The sequence below is a fragment of the Serpentinimonas barnesii genome (genome assembly GCF_000696225.1).
GTDB lineage: Bacteria > Pseudomonadota > Gammaproteobacteria > Burkholderiales > Burkholderiaceae_C > Serpentinimonas > Serpentinimonas barnesii.
Genome location: NZ_BAWN01000022.1, coordinates 23,116 through 37,279, shown reverse-complemented (window position 1 = coordinate 37,279; position 14,164 = coordinate 23,116). Strand labels below are relative to the sequence as shown.

The following is a 14,164-nucleotide window of genomic DNA, read 5'->3' as shown; positions in this document are numbered from 1 at the left end:
CAGGGCGGCTGCAAACCGCTTGCGCCCATGATACAGCCAGCAAGCCAACCCTCCCCGGCCCCCTTCAGGCCGCCCGGAAAGCCCCCATGGTCTCATCCAAGTCGTTGGCCTGCTGGCGCAAGCGCGCGGCGGTTTCTTGCGAGCGCTGCACCACGTCGGCACTCTGCTGCGACGAGTCGTGCAGCGAACCCACGGCACGGTCCAGCTCTTGGGCGCTGGCGCGCTGCTGCGCCGTGGCTTGGGCAATCGAGCCCATCAGGCGCGAGAGCTCATCGACCGACTCCACCACCCGCTGCATGGTCTGGCCCGCATTCTCGGCAGCGGCCGATCCGGTCTGCACGCGCTGGGTCGAGGTTTCGATGAGCTGCTTGACCTCGCGCGCCGCCTGCGTGCTGCGCTGCGCCAGCGAGCGCACCTCGCCGGCCACCACCGCAAAACCGCGCCCTTGCTCGCCGGCGCGGGCCGCTTCTACGGCGGCGTTGAGCGCCAGAATGTTGGTCTGGAAGGCGATGCCGTCGATCACGCTCACGATCTCGGAAATGCGGCGCGAGGCCTCGTCGATGCGCTGCATTTCTTGCACCACCTCGGTCACGGCCTGCCCACCTTGCGAGGCGATTTCGGACGCCTTGCCGGCCAAGCGGCTGACGTTGTCGGCGTTGCTGGCGCTCGATTCGATGGCCCCGGTCATGCTGCGCGCGTGCTCGGCGGTGGCTTCGATGGCCTCGCTTTGCTGCCCGGTGACGTGGCTCAGGTCGTGGTTGGTGTGGTCCAGCTCCGAGGCCGCCCTGACCACGTCCGTGGAGGTCTGGCGCACGCGCGAAACCACCTCGTTGAGGCGCTGCTGCATGCTGGAGATGGAATCGAACAGCTTGCCAAATTCGTCCCCGGGCCGGACCCAGACCTGGGTGTCCAGCTCGCCACCCGCGATCTGGCGCGTGACCGACTGGGCCCGGGCAAAGGCCCCCTCCATCATGCGCAGCACCGACCACACCATCCAGGCAGCGATCAGCAGCACCAAGGTGGACAGGGCCGCCAGCGTGATTTTGGCAAGGAAGGCCACGCGGTCGGCCTCGGCGATGGCCTCGGCCATGAGTTGCTGCTGCCACTGGCGCAGCTCGACGATATGGCCCACCATGCGGTCGCGTGCCGGCACCAGGTCGGTGCTGAGCAGCCTGAAAGCCCCGGGCACATCGCCGGCCTGCACCATGCCCACGGCCTGCTGCCCCAGGCGCCAGAACTCCACATCGGCGGCGCGAATCTGGGCCGCGATCTCGCGCCCGCGATCGGTGGTGATGTGGGCCTCGAACTCCTCGAACAGCTTCATTTTCTGCTCGCGAAAGGCCACGATGCGCGCCACCGTGGCGGCCCCATCGGCCGGGTCGGTCACCAGCATGGCGTGGCGCGCCTCGAGCGAGATGCGAAACATCAGCACCTGGATGTCGGAAATGCGCTCGATTTGCGGTGCATAGCGCTGCGCCATGCGGTCGGCTTGCTGGTCGATGCGGTCAAAGGTCCACCACGTGCCAGCCATCGTGCCCAAGAGCGCGACAAATAACAACAAAAAAGCGGCGATCAGTTTTTGACGCAGCGAAAGGTGGGCGCGTGTGGAGCGGTTTTGCATACCCACATCTTACCAAGCGGAAATCGGAGACACGGAAATCGGGGTCCGGAGCCACCTCATCAACCAGGCTGCGCCACCACTTCGGGAACTGCTCTGGGGGGGGGTGGCGCCGCTGCTCGGCAAAGGTGGACTGAGGTACGGGGGTTTCCTGAGGCTTATGTAGGGGGCTTGGATGGCCGCTCGTCGTGGATCGGGCGGCGCAAAAATTCGAGGATGAAGCGGTATTTTTCTTGGCGCACGAGGTCTTGGATCAGGGTCAGGTCCACGTTCATGTAGTCGTGGACGATGCGCTTGCGCAGCCCGACGGCGGCATTCCACTGCGCCAGTGCCGCGGCATCAATGACCCCTGCCAAGCTCAAGGCGGCAAAGGAATCGTAAGCCGATACGGGCACCTCTTGCCCAAGCGCCTTGAGCCAGTGCTTGGCTTTGCCGATCGCGTTTTCTATGCTCACTTGCAGCGCATGCAGCATCCCGGCCTGCTCCAGCGGCGACAGGCGCGGCTCGTCCGGGCGCAGCAGGCCGGTGCGCGCCTGCTCCAGCAAGGCGGCCTGCAGGCGCGCCACGTGCTCGCACTCGGCTTGGTACAGCTCAAGCCGCATGGTGCTTTCTCCAGTAAAAATCTTCTAGCTCGGCCCATGTCCGGTGCAGGAAGCGCGCCCAGGCCAAGGTGTCGGCACCGTGCAGCACCAAGCCGGTTTCGGCGACTTGGGCGCGCAAGGCCAGCCGGGCTTGCGCCAGGTCGATCAAATCGATTTGCTCGGCGCTGCACGACAGCGCAGCGGCCAGGCGCTGGCGTACCTGCTCGTGCCATTCGAAGCGCTGCAACGGGGGCAGCGCGCTGGACCAGCACAGCGCCACATCCCAATCGCTGGCCGGATGGGCCGTGCCTTGGGCGCGGCTGCCCACCAGCACGGCAAACTCCAAGCCATCGAAACCGCGCAGCGCCGTCTGCAGGCGGGCGCAGTCATCGGTGGGCGGGTCAATCATGGGTGGTCGCTCTGGGGGGCAGTGCATTGCATCTGAAGGGAGTTGAAAAAACCGTGGTCTGACCCGATTGCCCAAGCCTCACTGGGAAACACGCACCTCGATATGCCGACCCAGCGCACGGGCTGCAGCTTCGAGTTGATCGAAGCGTGAAGCGTGAGAAAGATCAAACAGGCGATCCACCTGAGGCAGATGCCAGCCCAGACGACGTGCCAGATCCGTCTTGCGCAAGCCTTGCTCGGTCATCGCTTGATACACCCCGAGTTTTGCACACTCCAAGGCTGAAGGCCGCACCGTTGCACGGCCCTGCGCAGAGGAAGGCGTCGGCAGTGGCTTGCGCGCATCGACATAGAACGAGAGTCCGGTCTCCAGTGCATCCACCGCCAGCAACAGTGCCTCATCCTCATCTGCGCCAAAAGTGATGGCTTCGGGTACATCGGGAAAAGTCACCAGCACCGTACCATTCTCATCAGTCGTCAGATCTACGGGGTAATCGAACATGGCCACACCTCTCATTTCAAGCCCAACTGGCGTTTGATCGCCGCTTCCAGCCCCTTGCCCAATTCAGATGTACCGTGCATAGGCCTTGCTGCTCAAGCCATTTCTTCATCTGCTTCGAGTTCATGTGGTGATACTGAACACTTTTGTTGTTTTTGTCAAGGGACTCCGGCCAGTAGTGGAAAACCCGCATTTGCCCTGCAAGCCCGCAAAACTGTACCAAAGTCCAATTGCCAAAGGCCGCCACCAGCCCTTAAGCTGCGCCCATCGTCATATACCACTGGAGCGCCACCATGAGCCAAGCCACCGTCACCGCCGTTACCGGCAACGCCGTCATCGTCAAGGCCGACGGCACCACCCGTGCCCTGCAAGTGGGCGAGGTCGTGCAGCGCGGCGACGTCATCCGCACCCAAGCCGGCGCCCGCGTCGAGCTGCTGCTGGCCGACGGCCAAACCCTAGCCATGGGCCCCAACCAGGCGCTGCGCGTCGATGAAACCGTCGCCCTTACCGACGCCACCCCGCAAGCCGCCGACGCCGCTGTGCAACCCACCACCGTGGCCGAAATCGTCCAGATTCTGGAGCAAGGCCTAGACCTGCTGGAGCAAGTGGACCCCGCCGCCGCCGGTGCTGTGGCCGCCGGTGCCGGCGAGGGCAGCGACTTTGTGCGCCTGCTGCGCGTGACCGAACCGGTTGATCCGCTGGCGTTCCAGTTCAATGCCGCCGCCGCTGACGTGGACGACGTGATCGAAGGCGCTCCGGCCCCCGTCACCGTCGATCTGGCCTTCACGCTCGAAGAAGAATCCAACCCCCTGCTCGAAGGCAACGACGAAACCGAAGACGGCCTGCCCTTCACCCTGAGCGGCAACTTCCTCACCGGCATCGGCGGCTTTCTTAGCAGCTTCAGCGTGCCGGGCTTGGGCTTCATCGCCATTGCGCCCGGCGGCAGCACCCTGGCTTTCGACGCCAACGGCCAAGTCATCCCACCCGGTGCCACCACGGCGCCCGCGGTGCTGCTCTTCGTGCAGCCCGACGGCACCTACACCCTCACCGTGGTCGGCGCGCTCAACCACCCCACCTCCGGCACCCTCGAAGAGCTGCTGGCCCTGAGCCCGATCGCCCTCGTCGGCACGGCAGGCACCGGCGGTTACCTCACCATCAACCTGCAACTCAATGTGCAAGACGATGTGCCGGTGGCCGTGCAGGATGAAGGTGAAGGCGGGCTGGTGCCGCGTGCCGACGTGATCGAGCTCGACGAAGACGGCCTCCCCAACGGCAATGCAGACGATAGCCGCATCGGCGAAAGCGCCGGCAGCGGCTCCACCATCGCCAGCGGCAACATCGTGGACAACGTCAACTGGGGCGCCGACGGCTTTGGCCGCGTCACCGGCGTGAGTTGGAGCGGCGGCAGCGCGGCGGTGCAGCCCAACTCCAGCGCCACCTTGTACATCAACGCCAACGGCTCGCTGGGCACGACCGACAGCGCCGCCATCCGGCTCACGCTGGGCGCTGACGGCACATACGAATTTGAGCTGCTGCGCGCCCAAACGCACGGCATCCAAGGCGAAGACCTGCAAGCGTTGCTGCAAGGCGGCTTCACCATCAGCGCCGTCGATGGCGACGGCGACCCGATCGTGGGTGGCGTGCGCGTCAACGTTGATGTGCTCGATGACATCCCGGTGATCGAGTTGGTCGGGCGGATCCCCGATGAGGAATACTATTTCGACGACACCTCTCCGTCCAATGGCTATGGGCCGCTTCCATCGCCCCAGTTGACGGTTGACGAGACCAACTTCGCACTCGATGACACCTCCGACCCCGGCACGGTGCACTTCACCGTCAGCTTTGGTGCCGATGGGCCGGCCTTGGGCGGCGGCAAGCTGTACACACTGGAGGCCGAGGCTGGGGACGAAACCGGCCTGATCGACACCACCAGCGGCCAAGCCGTGCTGATCACCGTGGATGCCAACGGCAACGTGCGTGGCGTCGTGACTGAAAACGGTACCGAGCAGACCGTCTTCGTCATGAGCGTCAACCCCACCACCGGCGTGGTCAGCTTCGACCAGCAGCGCGCCGTGGTGCATGGCAACGCCAACGACCCCAACGACAGCGTCAGCCTTGCAGCAGGCGTCATCAGCCTGCGCCTGACCGCCACCGACGCCGACGGCGACACCGCCACCGCCACGGTCGATGTGGGGCGCTTGGTGAGCATTGCCGACGACGGCCCGAGCCTCAAAGAGGGCGTCACCGACACCCACACCTTGGACGAAGACGACCTGCGTGCCTTGCGCGGCACGGGCGAGAGCGAAGGCAACGACGGCATGCCCGAGTTGCTCAGCGCCAGCGGCACGATTGTGGACAACGTCAACTGGGGTGCCGACGGCTTTGGCCGCGTCACCGGGGTGAGCTGGAACGGCGGCGCGGCTACGGTGCCGACCGGTGGTTCAGCCACGGTCTTCCTTGGTGCCAACGGCCAAGTGCAAACAGGCGACAGCGGTGCCGCCGTCAGCCTGCAGGTCAACGCCGACGGCAGCTACACCGTCACCCTGCTCGACAACCTGCTCATCAGCGGCCCGCACGACAACGTGGTGAGCCTGCTGGAAAGCGGCTTCATCTTCAACGCCGTCGACGGCGACGGCGACGCCGTGCCCGGCGGCGTGACGGTGCGCATCGACATCATCGACGATGTGCCAGTGGCCGTGGCCGAGCGCTCGGTGAGCGCCACTGTGGCCGAAAACGACATCAACACGCGCTTGTCCAGCGGCACCTCGCCCAACGATGGCAACGCCGACGGCTCCTTGACGGGCGGCCCGGGCCAAGATCGAGGCCCCGCCCAAGTCAGCGGCTCGCTGGCCACCTTGGTCAGCTTTGGTGCCGATGGTGCGGGTGCCAACGGCTTTGGCTTGGCCACCGATTTCACGGCCCTTGCAAGCCAGAACCTCAGCTCCAAGGGCGCGGGCCTGAGCTACACCGTCAGCGGCAACACGCTGACCGCGACGGCAGGCACCGGGGATGCGGCGCGCACCGTCTTCACGCTCGAACTCCAGCCCAACGGCAACTACACCTTCCGCCTGTTCGACCAGCTCGACCACGCAACCGGTCAGGGCGCGAACAGCTTGGCGCTCGACCTCTCCTCCGTCATCCGCGCCACCGACGCCGATGGCGACGCCCTCACGCTCAGCCAAGGCTTCACCCTCAACGTGACCGACGACGTGCCCAAGCTCGACGGTTGGAAACCCGCTGGCGGCACGGTTGAAGAAGAAGCGCTGCCCGGCGGCAATCGGGAGTGGCCAAACCTTGGCTTGGTGGAAAGCGGCAGCGTTTCTGGCCAAGTCGAGGCAGGTGCCGACGAAGGCCTCACCTTCAGCCTGAACCCGGTCACCACCGGCCTGCCAACCCTGACTTCCGGTGGTGTGGCCGTCACCTACGCCGTCAGCGGCAACACGCTCACCGCCAGCGCAGGCAACACAACCGTCTTCACGCTGGTGCTGCAAACCAACGGCGGCTACACCTTCACCTTGCGCGCCCCGATCGACCATGCCTCGGGCAACGGCGAGAACTCGCGCACCTTGGACCTGTCCTCGGCCATCGTGGCCACCGACTTCGACGGCGACGCGCTCACGCTGAGCAACGCCTTGAGCATTGTCGTTATCGACGACATTCCGCGTGACCCGGATATCGAAGGACCGACATGGGTGCGTGAGGACGCTGCCAGCCCGATCACAGGTACGTGGCGTGATGCCGTGGGTGCCGACCAAGCGGGTTCGTCGATCGTGGTGCGCGTAGGCGGCCAAGACCATGTCCTCGGCAGCCCCATCGCCGTGACGGTGGGCAACCAAAACATCGGCACCCTGACCGTCATCAGCGGCGGCACTTGGAGCTTCGACCCGAACCCGAACCTGAACAACCCCAGCGGCGTTAGCTTCGACTTCTCCGTCCGCGTCACCGATGCCGATGGCGATACGCAGTCCGACAGCCACCGCATTACGGTAAAAGACGGCACTGACCCGAGAGCAGGCGGCCCGGTCACGCTGGCGCTGGACGAAGAAGCGCTGGGCAATGCCAACGCCAGCGGCAGCAACCCGGCCAGCACCCTCGAATCAGTCCAAGCAAGCGTGAGCTTCGCCGCCGGCTCGGACGACCTGTCGGGCTTTGCTTTCTCCACCAGCTTGGCGCAACTGGTGCGCAACACCAATGCTGTCACCGGCGACGAACTTGTTTGGACGCGCAGCACAGATGGCCAAACCGTCACCGCCACCTTTGCCAACACCACCCAAGTCGCCCTCACCCTCACCCTGAGCGCCCCGACGAGCATCGCGCACGGCCAAACCGGCAACGTCACCGTCACCGCCACCCTGTCGGACAACCTGCGCCACGCCGTCGGCAATGGCGAGCAGGTGCTCAACCTCGGCTCCATCGGGGTCGTGGCCACCGACCGCGACGGTGACGCGGCCACTGCCACCTTCAACCTGTCGGTCAAAGACGATGTGCCGAGCATCACCACCTCCCCGACCCAAGCCCTGCGCGAATCCTTCGAGGGCTTTGTCACCAACGAGCCCAACCAAGGCGGCTGGTTCGTCGTTGGCGAAGGCGGTCGCACCCTCACCGGCAACGACGGCATCGTCTGGACGCTCAACGCAGCCGGCATTGAAATCCAGCGCGGCGACGTCGGTGGCGCGCTGCCCTCTGACGGCAACAACAAGGCCGAGCTCGAAGCGCACAACCTAGCTGGCGGCAGCGCCAGCCCCAACACCCTGAGCGTGCTCACGACCCGGATCGACGTGCCCGGCAGCACCTTTGGCATGTCTTTCGATTACCAGCCGCGCCCGGCCGACCCCGCCGACAGCGGCATGACCGTGAGCCTCAACGGCGTGCAAGTCACCATCAGCGCCGATGCCAACGGCGTTGTCAGCATCACTACGCCCTCTGGCGTAACCGCCACCCAGACCCCGGGCAACAACGGCTGGACCGGCATTGCCTTGGTCTTTAGCAACGTCACCCCCGGCCTGCAGACCCTGAGCTTTGCGGGCTTGTCCGACGACGTCAACGGCGACACCTTGGGCGCCTACCTCGACAACATCCGCCTGTCGGCCAACAACCCCTTGCTGGTCGATGAAACCCTCATGGGCACCGATGCCAGCGGCGGCGGCGCGGCGCAGCGCTTTACCGTCAGCTTTGGTGCCGACGGTGCGGCAGCCAGCAACGGCGGCAAAACCTACGACTTGCTTGCCACGAATGGCACCCCAACCGGCCTGACCGATACCCTCAGCGAAGCGTTCGTGGTGATCCGGCTCGGCACCGGCGCCGACGCAGGAAAAGTGTTCGGCGTGGCTGGAATCGGTGGCCCGACCGTCTTCGTCATGAGCGTCAACCCCGCCACCGGCGTAGTCACTTTCGACCAGCAGCGCGCCGTGGTGCATGGCAACCCCAACAACCCCAACGACAGCGTCAGCCTCAATCCGAACGTCATTAGCCTGCGCCTGACCGCCACCGACGGCGACGGCGACACCGCCACCGCCACAGTCGATGTGGGCCGCTTGGTGAGCATCCTTGACGACGGCCCGAGTATCGACGTTGCCTTGGCGACCAACGGCTCAGCGTTGCCCGTGCTCACCACGCAAGACGCACAGACGATCGACACCGTCAGCAGCAACATCACCACAGCGGTTTCCGATACCGCTAGCGGCAATTTCGCCAACCGGTTCACGGTTACACCTACCCCCAGCGCCGATGGCACCAGCGGCGCCGGCACCCATATCACCACCTACGCCCTCGGCGTCGGCCAAGCAGTTACCGGCCTCACTGCCGGCGGGCTACCCGTTGCGCTGTACCTCAGCAATGGCAAGCTGCTCGGCTCCACCGCCACCGCGTCCGGCGGCGTTACGGCTGCCAACACCGTGTTCGAAATCAGCGTCACAGCCACAGGCCAAGTCACCCTGACCCAGCACAGCGAGATCGATCACGCCATCAGTGGCAGCTTGGTGGGCTTGAGTGCCGGCAGCGTGTTGCTGACCGCCAACGCCAGCATCACCGACGGCGACGGCGACACGGCCCGCGACAGCGAAACACTCGACATCAGCGCCCAGTTCAAGTTCGAAGACGGCACCCCACCCGTGGTCTCGATCAGAGCCAACCCCGCCACAGTGGACGAGGACGGCAACCTTGACGTCACCTTCACCGTGAGCCTAGACCGGGCCTCTGCGACCGCCACCGTGGTGACCATCGGCCTGAGCGGCAGCGCCGCCGAGGGCACCGACTATGTGGTGACTGGCCTGCCGGGCACCAGCACCCGCACCGTCACCATCCCGGCTGGCCAGACCAGCGTCACCTTCATCGCCAACCCGACGCCCGACCTCATCGACGAAGCCAACGAAACCGTGATCGCCACCATCAGTGCGGCCAGCGGTGCAACGGTCAACCCGGCTGCGAACAGCGCCACCGCCACCATCGTCGACAACGACGACACGCCCACCATCGGTGATGCGACTACCAGCGTATCCGAAGAAGGCTTGACCATCGTCGGCATACCAGACGACGCCGGCACGCCAGACAGCACCAACAACGCCAGCGCCAGCGGCAACATCACGCTCACCGGCAACGGTTTGGCTTCCTTGACCGTGGCCTTGACGGTTCCCAGCTCGCCCACCACAATCGGCGGCACAACGCTCACCTGGAGCCATGGCGCCAACCCAGCGGTGCTCATCGGCAGCTCGGGCACCACGCCGGTCATCCAGATCACCCTCAACGGCGGCAACACCGCCGTGGGTGCGGGTGCCACTTCGGTAAGCTACACAGTCACACTGCTGCAACCCATCCAGCATCCCACCATCAACGTGGAAGACGTGCTCTCGTTGAGCGTGGGCCTGAGCATCTCCGATGGGGTCAATCCGCCTGATACAGGCAGCATCAGCGTCACCATCGAAGACGATATGCCCGTCATCACCAGCGCGGACAATCTGACGCTGGCCAACCAGGTGACGAGCCTGACCGGCAACATCAACGGCTTGCTCTTCGGAGCCGATGGCCCGGCAACCTTGCAGGCCCTGCGCTTGTCGGACTGGCCCGATCAGCCCGGCATCACCGAATCCCTCTCGACCGACGGCAGGACCCTCACCGCCACCATCGAAGGCAGCAGCACGGTGTTCTACACCCTGGTGTTGAACGACAGCGGCAGCTACACCTTCAACCTCGTTACGCCGCAGCCGACGCAGACCATCGCCATCGGTAGCCAATTCGGCGCCGGCGGGCCCGTGGAAACCATCGCAGTCAACGCAGGGACCAATGTCGTGACCTTCGACGGCCTGCTGTTTAACAACGCAGGCGGTGTGGGCACGCCGCAGAACCCCGGCACGACCAGCGGGGACGACAACCTGAATCCGAACAACATCGGCTTCGGCATGAAGAACGGCAACCTCAACCACAACGAGGGCTTCCGGGCCAGCATGACCAGCCCTGCAGACGGCTTGTCCTTCACCGTTGAGGGTGCTGGGGGCAACATCAACCAAGTGACCGTCGAATGGCGCGCTTACGAGGCCGACGGCACGACCCTGGTCGATGCCGGCAGCTTGACCCTGTCGGGCTTGAAGTCGGCAGGTCAGTTGGCATCGATCCAATCCGACGCCGAGTTCTCGCTTGTGGACGTGCGTTTTGTCATGGACAGCAACGAATCGGTGCGCATTCAGAATTTCAGCGTCATCGACCGCATCAACCCGCCGAATTTGGAGCTCGGCTTCCAAGTCACCGCCACCGACCGCGACGGAGACGCTGCAACCGCCAACTTCACGGTCAACGTCAACCCCGGCAGCGTGCCTACGGTGCAAGTGGGCGCACCCGGCACCGCAACGGGCGACATCACCGTGCCCGAAGGCCAGCCAGCCGTGTTCGAGGTGCTGGTCAACCACGCCGCCGCCGGCTCAAAGCTGGCGCTCACGCTGGCCGACGGCACGGCCCTCAACCCAGCCATCAGCCCGGCCGACTACAGCCGCCAGGTGTTCGAGTTCAGCCTGAACGGCGGCACGACTTGGAGCAACTACAGCAGCGCCATCAGCCTGCCAGCGGGCAGCAGCAGCGTGCTGGTGCGCACCAGCACCGTCAACGACCTGCTCGACGAAAACGACGAGACCTTCACCCTGGGTGCCACGCTCACCAGCTCGAGCACGGTCGTGAGCGACACCGCCACGGCCACCATCGTCGACAACGACACCGTGCCCACCATCGGTGGAGCGTCGGCCAGCGTATCCGAAGAAGGCTTGTCCAACGGCATTGCAGACACCACCGGCACGCCAGACACCACCAACGACGCCAGCGCCAGCGGCAGCCTGAACATTGTTCGCAACGGCAGCGCGCCGCTGACCGTGGGTTTGCTAATCGACGGCTTGCCCACCTCCTTGGGTGAAACCGCTATCACGTGGACCTACGGCACCAGTGGCGCTGTGCTCATCGCCAGCGCCGGTGCGGACGCCGTGCTGCGCATCAGCCTCAACGGCGGCAGCCCATCCGTGACCTCCGGCACCGGCACCAGCGTAGGCTACCAAGTCGAGCTGCTGCGCCCAATCCAGCACCCCAACAAGGGCGTGGAAGACGTGGTCAATTTCAACGTGCGGGTGCAGCTCACCGACGGGACCAACCCGGCTGCGTCCGCAAACTTGAACGTGGCAATCGAAGACGACATGCCCGCCGTGCCGCAGGCCATCAACGTCAGCGTCAACGAAATTGGGCAAGCCAATCACAACGTGATGTTCATCCTCGACCTGTCGGGCAGCATGGACGACGACGCCCTGCCGGCCGCCGGCACCCAGACCCGCCTGTCGGTGGCCAAGGATGCGATGGAGCGGCTCATCAACACCTACGACGGCATGGGCGACGTGATGGTGCGCATCGTCACTTTCAGCGACGTGGCTGCTGCTGTGGGCGATGCGTGGATGACTGCCACAGCAGCCAGAAACTGGATCAGCGCACTGGCCAATGACGCCGGCAGTGGCTTCACCAACTTCGATGCTGCCCTCAACGCCGCCATGACTGCCTTCGAGTCACCGGGCAAAATCCCCACAGGCGTTAACGTGTCGTACTTCCTCTCGGATGGCGAACCGAACCGGGGCAGCGATCAACTCAACGAACACGGCCCCACTGCCGCCACCACCGACGACAGCGGCATCGGCACCCAAGAGCAGGCCCGGTGGGAAGCCTTCCTGCGCACCAACGACATCAAATCCTTTGCCTTGGGCATGGGCGCTGGGCTGGTGGTCAACTCGGGTGAGATCGACGACGAACTCGACCCGATTGCCTTCGACGGCATTGCCGAACAAAACCTCAGCCCGATCGCGGTCACCGACCTGTCGCAACTGAGTCAGGTGCTCAGCGGCACCGTGAGCAGCGGCAGCACCGTGAGCGGCAACCTGCTCACCGACGGCACCCCCGATGCACGCTTTGGCGCCGATGGGGCTGGCACGCGCCCGATTCATTCGGTCACCTTCAACAACGTGGAGCACACCAGCGCATCCACCCTGTTCAATGCAGGCACGCAGACCCTCACGCTGGTCGCATCGGGCGGCACGCTCAGTGTCAACTTCGCCACCGGGGCCTACAGCTTCACCACCAGCGCCAACCCCAACGACTCGACGAACGCGTTCACCTACAAACTCGTGGACCGCGACGGCGACACCGCCAGTGGTGCGCTCAACATCAACGTGATTGATCACCAGCCGGTGGCCAACCACGACAGCGCCACTGCCAGCGAGGGGAACTGGATCATCGGTTCGGCCAGCAACCGCAACGTGCAGGTGCTGCAACCAGAGAGCTGGAGCACCACCAGCACCACGACATCGGTGGCTGGAAAATGGGAAATCAATCCGGACCATCTCGGTTCCGCATTGACTCTGGAAACCAGTGACTTCACCTTCGCGGCCAACGCCGCCAATCCGGCCACGGTGCGCTTCGATATCGATGTCGATGGGCATCGCAGTGGCGACGTGGTGCGGGTGGAGCTGGTGAACAACGCCACCGGCCTTGTGGTCGGCAACCCCCTCACGTTCAGCAACGACGCCGACAACCAAACCTTCACCGTTACCACCGGTGGCACCTACCGCCTGCGCCTTGTGGGGGATGACAACACGAGCGGCGACAACCTGAAGGCCTATCTGGATGACTTGCAGGTCATCAGCCGCACCTTTACCCCGGCCCGGTGGGTGACGCAATCCGTTGCCACGCCCAATATGCTGTGGGTGGCGGGCATGATGGCGGTGGGCAATGTGCTGGCCAACGACGACGTCGGCCTCGAAGGGGGCGTGGTGTCGCAGGTCACAGTGGGCGGCAGGGTGACCAACGTGGCGGTCAGCGGAGAAACGGTGATTGTGGGCCAGTTTGGTAGCCTGAGCATCAACGCCCAGGGCGCCTACACCTACACCCCGAACCAACGCGACAACCCGAACGGCGCGCAAGATGTGTTCAGCTACACCCTGCTCCAGCCCGACGGCGACACCGCCACCGCCAACCTGACGGTCAACTTGACCAACTTCCCCTACTCCACGACGAACAGCAGCTCGGCCGAACTGGTGGGCGGTGGCGACGGCAACGACACCTTGGGTGGCTTGGGCGGCAACGACGTGGTCTACGGCGGTGCCGGCAACGACACCCTCAGCGGGGGCGATGGCAACGACCTGGTGATGGGCGGCACCGGCAACGACACCCTGACCGGCGGTTTGGGCGCCGACGTGTTCGCATGGCGCTTGGGCGACCAAGGCAGCACCGGCAACCCGGCGCGCGATGTGATCACCGACTTCAACCCCGGCCAAGGCGACGCTCTCGACCTGCGCGACTTGTTGCAGGGCGAGACTGGCAACCCCCTCAGCAACTACCTGCGCTTTGACACCGAAGGCGGCAAGTTGGTGCTGCAGGTCGATCACGACGGCGGCGGCACCTTCGAGCCCACGCAGAACATCGTCTTCGACAACTTTGCCAGCCAAGCCGCACTGGCGCAGGCGCTGGGCATGTCGGGCAGCCCGTCGGAGGCCGACATCCTCGCCAGACTGCGCGATGGTGGCCACTTGCGCACCGACTGATCGGCCC

Annotated in this window: 5 protein-coding genes; 1 reads left to right on the top strand and 4 read right to left on the bottom strand. The window is 65.0% G+C overall.

Annotation, left to right across the window (positions count from 1 at the left end; genetic code table 11):
- Positions 1–64: 64 nt before the first annotated feature.
- From SRAH_RS13145 to SRAH_RS07615, 4 genes are all read right to left on the bottom strand, one after another.
- Positions 65–1,621, bottom strand: coding sequence for a methyl-accepting chemotaxis protein (locus SRAH_RS13145; RefSeq protein WP_029462757.1), 1,557 nt, complete (start codon positions 1,619–1,621; stop codon positions 65–67).
- A 155-nt stretch (positions 1,622–1,776) separates the two neighbouring features.
- Positions 1,777–2,220 carry a type VII toxin-antitoxin system HepT family RNase toxin gene (hepT, locus tag SRAH_RS07625; protein ID WP_029462756.1) on the bottom strand — a complete coding sequence of 148 codons (444 nt, stop codon included), beginning with the start codon at positions 2,218–2,220 and terminating at the stop codon, positions 1,777–1,779.
- Entirely contained in the window at positions 2,210–2,608 is a 399-nt protein-coding gene (gene mntA / locus SRAH_RS07620; protein ID WP_029462755.1) for a type VII toxin-antitoxin system MntA family adenylyltransferase antitoxin, read from the bottom strand. Before mntA ends, hepT begins: the two co-directional genes overlap by 11 nt.
- Positions 2,609–2,686: 78 nt before the next feature.
- On the bottom strand, positions 2,687–3,106 hold the full coding sequence (locus SRAH_RS07615) for a type II toxin-antitoxin system HicB family antitoxin (protein ID WP_029462754.1): 420 nt from the start codon (positions 3,104–3,106) through the stop codon (positions 2,687–2,689).
- Between the two features lie 290 nt (positions 3,107–3,396).
- Here SRAH_RS07615 and SRAH_RS12060 point away from each other — a divergent pair, with 290 nt between their 5' ends.
- Positions 3,397–14,157 carry a retention module-containing protein gene (locus tag SRAH_RS12060; RefSeq protein ID WP_045476678.1) on the top strand — a complete coding sequence of 3,587 codons (10,761 nt, stop codon included), beginning with the start codon at positions 3,397–3,399 and terminating at the stop codon, positions 14,155–14,157.
- Positions 14,158–14,164: the final 7 nt, after the last annotated feature.